Annotated in this window: 14 protein-coding genes; 1 reads left to right on the top strand and 13 read right to left on the bottom strand. The window is 57.7% G+C overall.

Going from position 1 to position 13,369, the window contains the following annotated elements:
* Positions 1 to 6: 6 nt before the first annotated feature.
* A complete protein-coding gene (locus tag CON77_RS03145) occupies positions 7 to 861 on the bottom strand; it encodes a lysophospholipid acyltransferase family protein (RefSeq protein ID WP_101047681.1) in 855 nt (284 codons plus the stop codon).
* 183 nt (positions 862 to 1,044) lie between these two features.
* Between CON77_RS03145 and metK the strand changes: the two genes are divergently transcribed.
* Positions 1,045 to 2,226 carry a methionine adenosyltransferase gene (gene metK / locus CON77_RS03140; RefSeq protein ID WP_101047680.1) on the top strand — a complete coding sequence of 394 codons (1,182 nt, stop codon included), beginning with the start codon at positions 1,045 to 1,047 and terminating at the stop codon, positions 2,224 to 2,226.
* On the opposite strand, the gene CON77_RS03135 is transcribed toward metK, so the two are convergent.
* The 12 genes from CON77_RS03135 to fcl form a co-directional block, all read right to left on the bottom strand.
* A complete protein-coding gene (locus CON77_RS03135) occupies positions 2,219 to 3,451 on the bottom strand; it encodes an O-antigen ligase family protein (protein WP_198552250.1) in 1,233 nt (410 codons plus the stop codon). The two genes, metK and CON77_RS03135, sit on opposite strands and share 8 nt — an antisense overlap.
* A gap of 2 nt (positions 3,452 to 3,453) precedes the next feature.
* Positions 3,454 to 3,948, bottom strand: a complete 495-nt coding sequence (gene rfaH, locus CON77_RS03130) for a transcription/translation regulatory transformer protein RfaH (RefSeq protein ID WP_101047678.1) — start codon at positions 3,946 to 3,948, stop codon at positions 3,454 to 3,456.
* Positions 3,949 to 3,967: 19 nt separating this feature from the next.
* The gene (gene galE / locus CON77_RS03125) at positions 3,968 to 4,999 is read right to left on the bottom strand and encodes a UDP-glucose 4-epimerase GalE (RefSeq protein WP_198552249.1); all 1,032 of its coding nucleotides are present in this window, start codon (positions 4,997 to 4,999) and stop codon (positions 3,968 to 3,970) included.
* Complete coding sequence (locus CON77_RS03120; RefSeq protein ID WP_101047676.1) at positions 4,996 to 6,270, bottom strand: DegT/DnrJ/EryC1/StrS family aminotransferase; 1,275 nt, start codon at positions 6,268 to 6,270, stop codon at positions 4,996 to 4,998. The genes galE and CON77_RS03120 overlap by 4 nt, the downstream gene beginning before the upstream one ends.
* A complete protein-coding gene (locus tag CON77_RS03115; RefSeq protein WP_101047675.1) occupies positions 6,264 to 6,974 on the bottom strand; it encodes an NYN domain-containing protein in 711 nt (236 codons plus the stop codon). Before CON77_RS03115 ends, CON77_RS03120 begins: the two co-directional genes overlap by 7 nt.
* A 104-nt stretch (positions 6,975 to 7,078) precedes the next feature.
* On the bottom strand, positions 7,079 to 7,729 hold the full coding sequence (locus CON77_RS03110) for an acetyltransferase (protein ID WP_101047674.1): 651 nt from the start codon (positions 7,727 to 7,729) through the stop codon (positions 7,079 to 7,081).
* Positions 7,726 to 8,334, bottom strand: a complete 609-nt coding sequence (locus CON77_RS03105; RefSeq protein WP_101047673.1) for a sugar transferase — start codon at positions 8,332 to 8,334, stop codon at positions 7,726 to 7,728. Before CON77_RS03105 ends, CON77_RS03110 begins: the two co-directional genes overlap by 4 nt.
* Positions 8,331 to 9,464 (bottom strand): glycosyltransferase family 4 protein, encoded by a 1,134-nt coding sequence (locus CON77_RS03100; protein ID WP_101047672.1) that lies wholly within the window; start codon positions 9,462 to 9,464, stop codon positions 8,331 to 8,333. The genes CON77_RS03105 and CON77_RS03100 overlap by 4 nt, the downstream gene beginning before the upstream one ends.
* A gap of 13 nt (positions 9,465 to 9,477) precedes the next feature.
* On the bottom strand, positions 9,478 to 10,686 hold the full coding sequence (locus CON77_RS03095) for an O-antigen ligase family protein (RefSeq protein ID WP_101047671.1): 1,209 nt from the start codon (positions 10,684 to 10,686) through the stop codon (positions 9,478 to 9,480).
* A gap of 27 nt (positions 10,687 to 10,713) precedes the next feature.
* On the bottom strand, positions 10,714 to 11,535 hold the full coding sequence (locus CON77_RS03090; RefSeq protein WP_101047670.1) for a glycosyltransferase family 2 protein: 822 nt from the start codon (positions 11,533 to 11,535) through the stop codon (positions 10,714 to 10,716).
* Positions 11,536 to 11,643: 108 nt separating this feature from the next.
* Positions 11,644 to 12,399, bottom strand: a complete 756-nt coding sequence (locus tag CON77_RS03085; protein ID WP_101047669.1) for a glycosyltransferase — start codon at positions 12,397 to 12,399, stop codon at positions 11,644 to 11,646.
* Positions 12,396 to 13,367 carry a GDP-L-fucose synthase gene (gene fcl / locus CON77_RS03080; RefSeq protein ID WP_101047668.1) on the bottom strand — a complete coding sequence of 324 codons (972 nt, stop codon included), beginning with the start codon at positions 13,365 to 13,367 and terminating at the stop codon, positions 12,396 to 12,398. Before fcl ends, CON77_RS03085 begins: the two co-directional genes overlap by 4 nt.
* Between the last annotated feature and the right edge of the window lie 2 nt (positions 13,368 to 13,369).

Genomic DNA, 13,369 nt, shown 5'->3' with positions numbered 1-13,369 from the left:
GCAGGTTCAGCCCCCCTTGCGCGGCGCCTTGTAGCGGGCGTAGCCCCACAGGTACTGGTCGGGCTGGCGCAGCACCATGCACTCCATCGCCCGGTTGATCTGGGTGGCGGCCTGGGTCATGTCGTCGGCCAGCGGCTCGCCCACCACCTCGTGCCAGGGCTGCACGTGCACCACAAAGCCCCGGCCCCACGACAAGCGCTCGCCCCAGATGAACAGCACCTGCGTGCCGGGGGTGCGGGCGAAGCGCACCGACAAGGTCATGGTGTAGGCCGGCTCGCCAAAAAACGGCGCCCACACGCCCAGGCCCTCGGGCGGCACCTGGTCGGGCAGCAGGCCCACGGTCTGGTGCTGCTTGAGCGCCTGGATGAGCTGGCGGACCCCCGCCAGGGTGGTGGGCGCCGTGGCCAGGCCTGGGCGTTCACGCGCGGTGCGCAGCACCTCCGCGGCCCAGGCCTTGCGGGGCGGGCGGAACAGCACCGTGATGGGCTGGGCCCCCTCAACGGCCGCATCGCCGAAGCGCGCCGCGTACGCCTGGGCGGTGATTTCAAAGCAGCCCAGGTGCGGCGTGAGGAGCAGGATGCCCTGGTCGTGGCGCAACGCGGCTTCAACATGGGACGCTCCCTCCCACCCGGTCGGCACCGGTGCGCCAAACCACAGGCGCGGCAGTTCGGCCACCTGCTTGCCGGCTTCGCCGATGGACGCCCAGCGGGCCCGGCCCCGCACCCCCGCCAAGGCGGTGTTGTGGAACCAGCGGCGGCGGTAACTGGGCGCCAGCAACCAGGCCAGCCAGCCCAGGCCCCAACCCACGGCGTGCAGCAGCGGCAGGGGCCAACGGGCCAGAAATTTGAAGACAGACAGCATGGTTCGTCCAAACGGGGGCGGCAGCGACTGGGCCCGTGCCCCACACCGCCGGCGGGTTGGAATTACAATCGATGCATCGCCGAGTTACTGAACAACTTGCGGGCGATTCAAAAATTCAGCTAAAGCGTTCGCCAAGCACCCTTTGCCCGGCGACCGCCAGGCAGTTCATAGGAGTGTATTCAAATGGCGAACGACTTTCTTTTCACATCCGAATCGGTCTCCGAAGGCCACCCCGACAAGGTGGCGGACCAGATTTCGGACGCCATCCTAGACGCGATTTTCGAGCAGGATCCGCGCAGCCGCGTGGCCGCCGAAACCCTGACCAACACCGGTCTGGTGGTGCTGGCCGGTGAAATCACCACCAACGCGCACGTGGACTACATCCAGGTGGCGCGCGACACCATCAAGCGCATCGGCTACGACAACACAGAATACGGCATCGACTACAAAGGCTGCGCGGTGCTGGTCGCCTACGACAAGCAGAGCAACGACATCGCCCAGGGCGTGGACCACGCGAGCGACGACTACCTGAACACCGGTGCCGGCGACCAGGGCCTGATGTTCGGCTACGCCTGCGACGAAACGCCGGAGCTGATGCCCGCGCCCATTTACTACGCACACCGCATCGTGGAACGCCAGGCCCAGCTGCGCAAAGACGGGCGCCTGCCCTTCCTGCGCCCGGATGCGAAAAGCCAGGTCACCATGCGCTACGTGGACGGCCGCCCGCACAGCATCGACACCATTGTGCTGAGCAGCCAGCACAGCCCGGAAATGAGCGACGGCAAGCACATGAAGCCCGCCTTCATTGAGGCGTGCGTGGAAGAAATCATCAAGCCGGTGCTGCCCAAAGAGTGGCTGCAGGACACCAAGTACCTGATCAACCCCACCGGGCGCTTCGTGATTGGCGGGCCGCAAGGCGATTGCGGCCTGACCGGGCGCAAGATCATTGTGGACACCTACGGCGGCGCCTGCCCGCACGGCGGTGGCGCCTTCAGCGGCAAAGACCCGACCAAGGTGGACCGTTCCGCCGCCTACGCCGCGCGCTACGTGGCCAAGAACATCGTGGCCGCCGGTCTGGCCAAGCAGTGCCAGATCCAGGTGGCGTACGCGATTGGCGTGGCCCGCCCGATGAATGTGACGGTGTACACCGAAGGCACCGGCGTGGTGTCGGACGAACAGATTTCCAAGATCGTGGGCGAGGTGTTCGACCTGCGCCCGCGCGGCATCATCCAGATGCTGGACCTGCTGCGCCCGGTGTACAGCAAGACCGCCGCCTACGGCCACTTCGGCCGCGACGAACCCGAGTTCACCTGGGAGCGGACCGACAAGGTGCAGGTGTTGCGGGACCTGGCGGGGATCAAGTAAGCGGCTTGGATGGGCCAGCCTCCCGGCTGGCCCAGGCCATGCTGACCAGCAGCGCGGCCATCAGGCTGAAGAAGTGGCTCTCGCGGGCGCTCCACAGGGCGGAATTGAACAGACCGTTCACCGCCAGCAGGGCCGTCAGACCCAACAGCAGGGTGCGGGCCTGCGGGTCGGCAGACTGCCAGGCCACCCACGCCATGCTGGCCAACAGGGCCAGGTACAGGCCCAAACCCACCACACCGTGGTCGGCCGCAAAGAACAAATACTGGTTGTGCGGGTGCCAGCTGTACGAGGGGCATTCCTCGGGCTTGTCCAGCACGTGGCAAATGGCCGTGTGGTAGGCCCCGGTGCCCCAGCCCAACAGCGGCTTTTCGGCAATCAGTTTGGGCGTGGTTTTGTAGTTGTACAGGCGGTGGCCGATGGACGACGCGTTGTTGGTGTCGTGCTGCTGCGCTTCGGTCACGGCCAGTGCAAAGCGCTCGCGCATGGTGTCTGACGTGGCCAACAAGCCACCCAGCAACAACACGCCCCCCACCAGGGCCCCCCAAGCGACCCGCCCTGTGAGCCGCGTGAGGATGAACACCCCCACCGCCACCACCAGCAGCACGTAACCCGTGCGGCCCATCGACAAATGGGTCATCGTCACGGCCGACAGCAGCGCCACCGCTGCCCACCCCCATCGCTGCCATGCCTGCGCCGCGTGTGCCCGGAACAGGGCCAACAACACGAACAACGACATCATCACGTTCTGGGTGATGTAATCGCCAAACACGTGGTGCGACACGCCCCAGCCCGGCTCTTGGCTTTGCGACCACGGCAGCTGGTACCATACGTTCAACCAAGTGGAGGCGGCCGTGAAAGCCATGGCCGCGGCAAACGCGTTCAGCGCGTGCTGGCGAATGCTGGCCGCCTGCCACAACAGCGCCAGCCACACCATCACCATGGGCAGCTTGATGTATTTCTTCAGGTGCAGTTGCCAGTCGTCAGCCGGCGCGGGGGTGTAGAGTACCCCCAGCAGCATCAGCCCGTACAGGGCCAGCACCAGCCAGGCCACGGGGTTGCGGCTGACGGCCTGCCAACGCTCGGCCCAGTGGCCGCCCAGGCACCACAACAACACGGCGAGCAGCATCAAGGCGTTGGCCAAACCCAAGGCCATGGGGAAGGCGCCAAAGGCGGCCACCAAGGTCCACTGGGCGGCGGTGTTGCATCCGCGGGAAAACTTGTTCATGGTCATCGGTTGGCCTCCAGGGCTGCGGGTTCGATGGGCAGTTGCACGGGGCGGCTGAGGATGTCGATGAGCACGATGGCGCGCTGCTGGGCGTCGGTCATCTGGTAGACGGCGTCCAGGCCGGCAAATGGGCCCTGAGTAATGCGCACTGCGTCGCCGGGCTGGAAGCGTGCCTGCTCGGGCAGGGCCAGCTCGTGCTGTTGCAGCCACTGCACCAGGGCGTCGTCCACCCTGGCAGGCTGGCTACCGAAGTGCACCAAGGTGCTCACCCCCTGCGTGGAACGGATGGGCGACCAGCTTTTGGCGCTCATGCCGGTGTCGAGCTGAATGAACAGGTAGCGGGGGAACAGCGCCTCGGTCACCCACACGGCTTTGCCGCGGCGTATTTTTTCGGCGCGCAGTGTGGGCAGGTAGCAGTGGTAGCCCTGGCGTTGCAGATGCTCCAGCGCCATTTGCTCCTGGCGAGGTTTGGTGTAGACGAGGTACCAGGTGGGCATGGGTTTGTTGGCGAAGGCATCAGTTACGGCCGCCACTGTACCCATTGGGGTTCATGGATTGCCAGCGCCAAGCATCTCTCATCATGTCAGGCAGGCCACGTTGAGCTCCCCAGCCTAACTCTTTCCTGGCCTTGGTCGGGTCGGCATAACAGTTGGCAATGTCGCCTGAGCGGCGGGGGGAGATGCGGTACGGTACAGGCCTGCCACTGGCGGCTTCAAAGGCGCGTACCATCTCCAGCACGCTGTAGCCTTGGCCAGTGCCCAAGTTCCACACATGGGCGCCGGTGCGGGTTTGCAGTGCCTTCAGTGCGCACAGATGGCCTTCGGCCAAGTCCAACACGTGGATGTAATCGCGCACCCCCGTGCCGTCGGGTGTGGGGTAGTCGTTGCCAAACACGGCCAGTTCGGGCAGCTTGCCCACCGCCACTTGAGTGATGTAGGGCAACAGGTTGTTGGGAATGCCGTTCGGGTCTTCGCCCATCAGCCCACTTTCGTGAGCGCCTACGGGGTTGAAGTAGCGCAGCAGCGCCACCCGCCAGCGCGCGTCCGCTACCGCGAGGTCGCCCAGCACTTGCTCCACCATGAACTTGCTTCGGCCATAGGGGTTGGTCGTCTGGCCTACCGGCTGGTCTTCGGTGATAGGTACTGTGGCTGGATCGCCATACACCGTGGCTGACGAACTGAACACCAAGGTGAACACGCCTGCCGCCGCCATGGCCTGGCACAGGTTGATGGTGCCCCCCACGTTGTTTTCGTAATAGCGCAGCGGCTGGGCCACGCTTTCCCCAACGGCCTTCAAACCCGCGAAATGCATGACGGCCTGCACGGGGTGGTGGGCCAGCAACTGATCCAGCAAGGCACGGTCGCGAATGTCGCCCTGCACAAACACAGGCTCACGGCCCGCCAGCTGCGCCACTCGCTTCAGCGACTCGGCCGACGCATTGCACAGGCTGTCCAGCACCACCACTTGAAAGCCGGCCTGCAGCAGCACTAGGGTGGTGTGCGAGCCAATGTAGCCGGCACCGCCAGTGACCAATATGGTTCGGGTCATGAGCGGACCCGTGAAGTTGTTTCCTGGCTGGACGACGCCTTCAGCACCGTGGTGATGGCGTGGACGGTTCGGGTGATCTCGTCTTCGGTCAAAGTGGGGTGTACCAAAAACATCAGGCTGGTTTCGCCCAGCTCGCGGGCCACGGGCAGGCGCTGCGCGGGGCGCCAGCCGGTATCGTCAAAGGCTTTTTCAAGGTACACCTCGCTGCAACTGCCTTGGTAGCAGGGCACGCCCTCGGCGTTGATGGCTTCGATGATGCGGTCGCGGCTCCAGCCGGGGTCCAAGTTGTGCGGGCGCACGTAGGCGTAGAACTTGTACTGGCCGTGTACGCAGTCAGCAGAGCCCGTGGCGCAGGGCCGGGTGCCACCGGGGCCGCAACCCGCCGCGCAGCCATGGCACCCCAGTTGCGGCAAGCGCACAGGCCCGCACTCCCCGGCAAATGGCTGCAGGGCAGCCACCAGTGCCGCTGCATGGGCTTGGCGGCGCGCCGTCCATTCGGTCATGCGGCGCAGCTGGATGCGGCCGATGGCGGCCTGCATTTCCAGCATGCGCCAGTTGGTCCCAAAGCTTTCGTGCAACCAGCGGAAACCGGGCGGGTGCTGGCGTTCGTACACGGCCTCGTAGCTCTTACCGTGGTCCTTGAAACTCCACATGGCACGCCACAGGGCGTCGTCGTTGGTGGTGACCATGCCGCCTTCGCCGCCGGTGGTCATGATTTTGTCTTGGCAAAAGCTCCAGGCCCCCACGTGGCCCATGCTGCCCACGCTGCGGTCCTTGTAGCGGGCGCCGTGGGCCTGGGCGCAGTCCTCAATCACTTTCAGGCCATGCTGCTCGGCCAGCGCCATGATCGGGTCCATGTCGCAGGGCCAACCGGCCAAGTGCACACAAATCACAGCTTTGGTGCGGGGGGTCAGCACCGCCTCAATAGTCTTTGCAGTGATGTTGCCGCTGTTGGCATCCACATCGGCAAACACTGGGGTGGCGCCGGCATTGACCACGCACGACACGCTGGCAATGAAGGTACGCGGGGTGACCACCACCTCATCGCCGGGGCCAATCTTCAACGCCTTCAGCGCCACATCCAGTGCCAGCGTGCCGTTGGCCAGCGCCACGGCATGGCGAGTGCCGGCCCAGGCTGCAAATTCCTTTTCGAACTCGCGGCATTCGGTGCCGGTCCAGTAGTTCACCTTGTTGCTCAGCAGCACGCGCTGCACGGCGGCAGCCTCTTCGTCAGTGAAGTTGGGCCAAGGCGAAAATAGCGTGTTCAGCATGGGCCTACCTCGGCTGGTTTGCTGCCATTTGGCTTGGGGCAGGTTGACCGCAATCCATCAATGTGTTCCATCAGGCTGTCTGACACGGAACGCCACATGGGGTCAAGTACAAAATCAATGCCCTCTCGCCTGGCCAACTTGGCTGCGGGCACAAAGTCTGCGTCTCCAGCAAACAAAACTATCTGATCCACCTGTCGTTTGAAAGCCAGCGAGGCAACATCCACACCAATGCGCATGTCTACCCCTTTCTGACGGATAGCCGGCATCACGTCCTCCTCCGTCAAAGAAGAAAAAACGCACTTCCCTGCCAGCAATTCAGCCACCTTGGTCGGCTTGATGGTCCACGGCGAATCGTTCGTCAAGTGCCCCAAGCGCAGGGCCAGCTTTCTCTTTTTCAGCAAACGCTGATGCAATTCAAGTCGAAATACCGCCTCTGCCGATTTGGCGAAATCGACCGCCTTTTTTGAAAGGGGGTTGTGTAGTTTTTTTTGGAGCGGCGGACAATCATAAAAAAAGACGCGGTACAACTCTCGTCGACGAGAGCGTTGTTCTGCCGGCTTGGAGGCCACTCTCTCTGACAGGTGGGCAACAGCCCACCGAAAAATGCAGTCAGCGGCCCGTTCTGCGTTGTAGGCGTTGTGCGGTTCAAGCGCCCTGAAACGTTTTACAAAATACCCACCGTCTATCAAAATCGCCGTAGGCATGTTTCTCCCCGAACCAACAAAAACGCCCTAGGGTTCGGCACGTCCTGGATGATTGGACGGCGTACTGCCAAGGGCGGGATACTTTTTACTATATCACAAGCCTGTCATGACAGCACCATCGGCCGCGCCGGGTTGCCCACCACCGTGGCTCCGGGCGGCACGCTTTTGGTGACAACGGCGCCCATGCCCACCACCGCCCCACGGCCAATCACCAGGGGCTCGCCGGGCTGGCCCTGTTTGATGACGGCGCCGGTACCGATGTAGGCGTGGTCTTCCACCACCACGTTGCCATTGCACTTCACCCCGGGGGCGAAGGTGACGTAGTCGCCAATCACGCAATCGTGTGCCACATAGCTGTAAATGTTGGCGTGGAAGTGTTGGCCTATGCGGATGTTGCTGGTGAGGGTGACGAAAGGGCAGAGGATGGCGCCTTCGCCCAGCTGCACGTCGTCCAGCTGCACCACGTTGGCGGCGCGCACCTCGAAGAACTGCACCCCGTCGGCCAGGCAGCGCTGCACCAGCCTCTGGCGCACCGCGCTGTTGGCAATGGCGATGTTGATGTGCCGGCTGCTGGCGGGCTGGGCCAGCCATTCGGCGTAGGTGAGCACGCGGTGGCCGTTGCATTCGGCGGCGGGGGGGTGGTCATCTACAAACACCAGTTGGTGCGGTTCGCCACCGGCGGCCCATTGCTGCCGGGCCAGTGGCATCACTTCGCGGCCAAAGCCGCTGGCGCCGAAGATGGCGACTTGCTTCATGGTTGTGGTTCCTGGGTATTGCTGCCGGTAAACCGGGGCATGGTGGCCTCGCCAGCCGCGCTGATGCCGTCGCGTACCAGCACTTTCTTTACCGTGAGCCACAGGATTTTGATGTCCAGCCAAAGGCTGCGGTGGTCCACGTACCACACGTCGAGCTGGAACTTGTCTTCCCAGCTGATGGCGTTGCGGCCGTTCACCTGGGCCCAGCCGGTGATGCCGGGGCGCACCTCGTGGCGGCGGGCCTGTTCGGGGGTGTAGAGCGGCAGGTATTCCATCAGCAGCGGGCGCGGGCCCACCAGGCTCATGTCGCCCTTGAGCACGTTCCACAGCTCGGGCAGTTCGTCCAGGCTGGTGGCGCGCAGAAAGCGACCAAACGGCGTCAGGCGCACGGCGTCGGGCAGCAACTGGCCGTCGGGGCCGCGTTCGCTGGTCATGGTGCGGAACTTCACCATTTCAAACGGCTTGCCGTGCAGGCCGGGGCGCACCTGGCGGAAGAAGACGGGGCTGCCCAGCTTTAGGCGCACGGCCCATGCCAGCAAAAGCAAAGGCAAGCTGAGCAGTGTCAACGCAACCGCAGACCCGCAAACGTCAAAGATGCGCTTCATCGCACTTCCCTCACACCCAAGACCTCCATCAACCTCTGGTTGATTTTGTCCACATCAAAACGCTCCTCTGCCAAGCGACGGCTTTCTGTGCCCATGGTGGCCACCAGGCTGGGGTTTTGGACGAACTTGAGCATGGCTGCTGCCAGCGTAGGCACATTGCGCGGAGGCACCATGAAACCGTTCACACCATCCACTACCGTTTCGCGGCAGCCCGGTACGTCTGTGGTGATGACGGGGCGGCCCATGGCCATTGCTTCTTGCGTGCTCCGGGGCACACCTTCACGGTATGAAGGCAATACATACACACTGGTCTTGGCCAGCCAAGGCTTCACATTCACCTGGCCAGGCCATTCCACGGTGCCATCGTCGAGCCAAGGCTGTATGTCGGCTTGGTTGATGGCACCGGGATTTTCGTCCAGCCCACCGAGCAGGTAAAAACGTACCTCTGGGTGTTGCGCTTTCACCAACCGTGCCGCTTGCAGATATTCCAAAATGCCTTTTTCGCGCAGCAGCCTGGCAATCAGTGTGAAGCTGATGGGCTGGGTATGGGGTGGGTGCAAGGGCCAGTCGGGCAGGGGCACGCCAATGCCGCCCAACATCACCGTTTTGTGCGGCGCCAGGCCGCACAAGCGCTGCAGGTCAGCTGCGTCGTCTGGGTTGAGCACCACCACCTTGTGCGCCAGCTTGAATGCCAGACGGTATAGCGTAGCCAGCACCGCACCCACCAGCCGCTGCTTGAAGGTGCGACCATTGGCACTTTCGGTAAAGGCGTAGCCCATGCCCTCCACCATGGCTACGCGGTGCGGCACCCCTGCCAGCGCGGCGGCCAGCATGCCCCACACATTGGTTTTTGCGGCGTAAGTAAATACAATATCTGGCTTCTCTGTCTTAAGTGAGCGCCACAAATCCCATAGAGTAATTAAATCACTCAAAGGATTCAATCCAGTGCGTTGAAGATGATATGAAAATGCCCGCCCCCTGCTGTTTTTTACAAAACCGACCGCACCTTCATTCCATTCCGAAGAATACACAATAAATTCTAAATTTAAATCGCTTAAGGCTGAAATTAACGAGCCTCGGAAGTTAATTATTCCCGATGCATGATGAGCAATGAAGGCCAACTTTTTCATTTAAATTATCTTACTAATCTTGATGGCGAAATTGCCTTGCATGCTCAGATGCAAGATAAAGAAAGGCCAATCCGATCCAAAACATCCAATTTCTGAGATTATAAGTGCCAAAGCTATAAGCCAATGGAGCAAAGAACAGCAGTTTCATCCACACTGTATCAAGCCGCATCCAGATTTTATACAGAAAAATGAGCAAGAAAAACAAACCAGGGATCCCATAATAAAACCATACACCTGCAAAGGTGGAATGAACTTCTCCATGAAATATGGCCTCGGCCTCCCATCTATGGTTTGCGCCTTCGCCAGCACCATAAAACAGATACTCAGGAAATTTCCACAGTCTGTCATATCCACGCCCTTCAAATGAAGAGTTTAAGCCTCTGTCAGAAACACGATCGTAAAGCGCCGTGTGTCGCGAAGCTTGTGAGATATGCTCATTTCCAAACAGACTGCAAAGCGATGGCGTAATAAAATTTACAAACAACAAAGGAGCTGATAAGATAAATGCTACACCGATCACTTTGACCACCCGAAAATCATTGGCTTTTAGAAAAATTTCAGACCTTGATTTCGAATAGAGTAGAACAAGCAATCCTACTAGCATGACAACAACCAAAGCGAGCATCCCGCTTCGGGATAGTGAAGCCAATATACCAGAGGCAGCCAAACTGAATGCAATCACGCCAGGCATACATGATTTCTTTATTGCCCAGCCAATTGCCGAAATAATCAATGCAACCCACAATAACCAATGAGCGAATTGATTGGGGTCGTTAAATGTAGACATTACCCTATATCCACCGAAACTACGCCCCAAACAAGAAAGTGCTATCATCAGCACAACGACCAATACACACCAAAAAACAATATAGAATATTTTTAGAAATATTTTTAAACCATATTGGGATGCGATTTTTATTATAAAAATAAACGAAATAATATTGAAAGCGTAATAGATGCTTGATAAAATTGTACTGCCATCTTGATGATAAACAAATACAGTCGTGTTTACGACAATTGAGTAAAACAGAAAAGCCAATGCATAATTTGATATCGGTGGAATGCTCATGGATTTTAAATTTTTTAAATTTAAAATCATCCACAACATCAGCCCAACTGAAAACAGAAGGTGCGAAGGTTGCGGCAGGCCGCTTGACCATAGATAAACTGGTGACAACCCTATGGCAACAGCGGCAATGATTCCAGTCAACTTTATTTGCATAAGAGAAATTTATTTATATTTAATAAATTATTTTCTGAGAGCAGTAATCATCAATCTTCTACAGAAACGAATCAGCGACCAAAAAGTCAATGCCATATAGGTTGCGAAATTTATCTCTCCCTCGTCTCTTATTCTTCGATATACATCGATTTCTCCCCGCTGCATTTTCCACAGCTGAGCTGAAAGCCCACCTTCACCGTAAGGCGCCTTGAATAAGTATGCAAGTGGCAAATCTATCGTGATCAGCGAGTTGGATTTACAAGCAAGCTGCAGCCATAACAAATAATCTTCGGCATGGAATTTGCCTGAAACAAATCTATACGGCACGTCTCGTCTCAGCATGACTGACCGTGTTGAAAAATAGTTTTTAAGAAGCAATTTAACCTTCGTGATACGGAGGCACTTTATAGAATCGATGTTGTAATTTGTATTAGGGAGAGATTTGCCTGTATCCCATTGTGCACAGCTGTGACCTGTTAATAAAATGTCAGGATTCTTAGACATCCAGCCATACTGGATTTCTATTTTCTGTGGATGCCAAGCATCATCTGCATCGAGGAATGCGATGTAATTTTGACGGGCAACTGACCAACCTGCATTTCGTGCTTCGCCTGGCCCACTATTTTTATGCAGATCGATTACCTGAATCCACTCATCCGAATATTTTGATTGAATTTTTTTGAGGAGCTCAAGTGTTCCGTCACTACTGCAATCATTTACCAGAATGACCTCTGCCGGCAATACTGTTTGCGCCGCAATCGATTCAATGGCACGCCTAATGGTATCAACACAGTTGTAACACGGGATAATAGTCGATACATCAGCTATTGATCTATTTATTTTCTTCATTGGTTTTTTGCTTTTCTTTTAATAGTTAAATTTCAGTTGTTTTGAATTTTTTATTTATACACATAAGAGTTAAATCATCTACTTTTCGCCTTAAAGATATACAGACCGTCATCGCAAGAGTTTGGGGTAGTTTTTTATAATTCGCAAGATGTAAAGCGCCACTTGTAGCCCTTTCAAGCGTTCGGTTTCGAGCTGAACACAAAAGAACTCAGATAGAGTGCCTGCCAAATTTACAGAACTCACACCTGTGTCACCAAACCGGCCGGCAAGAAAATTTCCAACTGCAATAGATGCACCGGATTGTACTGCACGCTTGATAAATAGTTGATCTGCAGCAATTGGATAGGCTTTCGAGTAATACCCAATTGACTTTTGGTTATGCAGCGACTTCCGAAACACAGATCCAATAGCATGTCCAGTGACGTAAGCCATTCCCCCATGAAACCATGAAGCTCCACTGGGACGTCTAACGACATAACGTCCATTCATTATTGCAACTGCTGCCGTCAAAATGTCAGCCCCTGTCCGAGAAGCTAATATCTTAAAATTCTCAATAGCAGTTTGATCGAGTTCATCATCGGCGCCGCTGACGAGATAATATTCACCACTTGCAAGTCTGACTGCCTTATTCAACGCATCATAAATCCCAAAATCGGGCCGTGAATCAATCACTACATTTCTCAGTTGCGACTTTGCCTTCTCCAGAAGCTCCAATGTTCCATCGGTAGATCCCCCGTCAGCCACCACCCATTCAAATTCTTGGTCGGTTTGCGCAACGAGTGATTCGATGAGCCTTGGCAAGTGCTCTGCCGCGTTGTATGTGGCCGTGATGATGCTGATAGTGGGTGTAGCTGATTCAGTCATGCCAACGCACTCTGTTTGAAGTCTTCATACGCCAGCCGAAGCCCGTCGTCCAGTTCAACAGCTGCTTGCCAACCGAGTTGATGCAGCTTGCTGCTCTGCATCAGCTTACGCGGTGTGCCATCGGGTTTGGAGGTGTCGAAACGTATGCTTCCTTCGTAGCCGACGACATGGGCCACCTGCTGGGCCAATTCACCAATGGTGTGGTCTTGGCCACTGCCTACATTCAAATGTGAGCACATGAGCTGCACCTGTGACTGCCACACCTCGGGGGGCAGGTTCATCACGTGCACGCTCGCAGCGGCCATGTCATCTACGTACAAAAATTCTCGGCGCGGTGTACCGCTGCCCCACACCACCACCTCGGCGTCGCCGCGCTGCTTGGCTTCGTGAAAACGGCGAATCAACGCTGGGATGACATGGCTGTTTTCGGGATGGTAGTTGTCACCAGGGCCGTACAGGTTTGTGGGCATCACACTGCGGTAGTCGCGCCCGTATTGGCGGTTGTAGCTTTCGCACAGTTTGATGCCCGCAATCTTGGCAATCGCGTATGGCTCGTTGGTGGGTTCCAATGGACCTGTAAGCAAAGCATCTTCAGCCATAGGCTGCGCAGCAAGTTTGGGGTAAATGCAAGAGGAGCCCAGAAACAACAGCTTTTGCACACCGGCCATATGGGCAGCGTGGATGACGTTAGCCTGAATCATCAGGTTGTCGTAGATGAAATCGGCCGGGTAGGTGTTGTTGGCGTGTATGCCACCCACCTTCGCCGCCGCCAAGTACACCTGGTCAATGCGCTCTTGCTGGAAAAAGGCTTGTACTTCCGCTTGGTGGCACAATTCGAGTTCGGCGTGCGTTCGGGTGATGATATTTTGCGCACCAAGCGCCTGAAGGCGCCGCACGATAGCCGAGCCGACCATGCCACGGTGGCCCGCGACGAAAATGGTTGGGTGCACAGGGGTCTGATTGGTCATGA

This window comes from Macromonas nakdongensis (genome assembly GCF_002837145.1).
In the GTDB taxonomy this organism is placed as follows: domain Bacteria; phylum Pseudomonadota; class Gammaproteobacteria; order Burkholderiales; family Burkholderiaceae_C; genus Macromonas_B; species Macromonas_B nakdongensis.
This window is presented reverse-complemented; position numbering and strand designations above follow the sequence as displayed.

Bases quoted from the DNA above. Each gene is read 5' to 3' on its own strand.
- CON77_RS03115 (WP_101047675.1), bottom strand. From the start codon at position 6,974: ATGCCTACGGCGATTTTGATAGACGGTGGGTATTTTGTAAAACGTTTC.
- galE (WP_198552249.1), bottom strand. From the start codon at position 4,999: ATGACCCGAACCATATTGGTCACTGGCGGTGCCGGCTACATTGGCTCG.
- fcl (WP_101047668.1), bottom strand. From the start codon at position 13,367: ATGACCAATCAGACCCCTGTGCACCCAACCATTTTCGTCGCGGGCCAC.
- CON77_RS03120 (WP_101047676.1), bottom strand. From the start codon at position 6,270: ATGCTGAACACGCTATTTTCGCCTTGGCCCAACTTCACTGACGAAGAG.
- CON77_RS03095 (WP_101047671.1), bottom strand. From the start codon at position 10,686: ATGCAAATAAAGTTGACTGGAATCATTGCCGCTGTTGCCATAGGGTTG.
- metK (WP_101047680.1), top strand. From the start codon at position 1,045: ATGGCGAACGACTTTCTTTTCACATCCGAATCGGTCTCCGAAGGCCAC.
- CON77_RS03090 (WP_101047670.1), bottom strand. From the start codon at position 11,535: ATGAAGAAAATAAATAGATCAATAGCTGATGTATCGACTATTATCCCG.
- CON77_RS03145 (WP_101047681.1), bottom strand. From the start codon at position 861: ATGCTGTCTGTCTTCAAATTTCTGGCCCGTTGGCCCCTGCCGCTGCTG.
- CON77_RS03100 (WP_101047672.1), bottom strand. From the start codon at position 9,464: ATGAAAAAGTTGGCCTTCATTGCTCATCATGCATCGGGAATAATTAAC.
- CON77_RS03135 (WP_198552250.1), bottom strand. From the start codon at position 3,451: ATGAACAAGTTTTCCCGCGGATGCAACACCGCCGCCCAGTGGACCTTG.
- CON77_RS03110 (WP_101047674.1), bottom strand. From the start codon at position 7,729: ATGAAGCAAGTCGCCATCTTCGGCGCCAGCGGCTTTGGCCGCGAAGTG.
- CON77_RS03085 (WP_101047669.1), bottom strand. From the start codon at position 12,399: ATGACTGAATCAGCTACACCCACTATCAGCATCATCACGGCCACATAC.
- CON77_RS03105 (WP_101047673.1), bottom strand. From the start codon at position 8,334: ATGAAGCGCATCTTTGACGTTTGCGGGTCTGCGGTTGCGTTGACACTG.
- rfaH (WP_101047678.1), bottom strand. From the start codon at position 3,948: ATGCCCACCTGGTACCTCGTCTACACCAAACCTCGCCAGGAGCAAATG.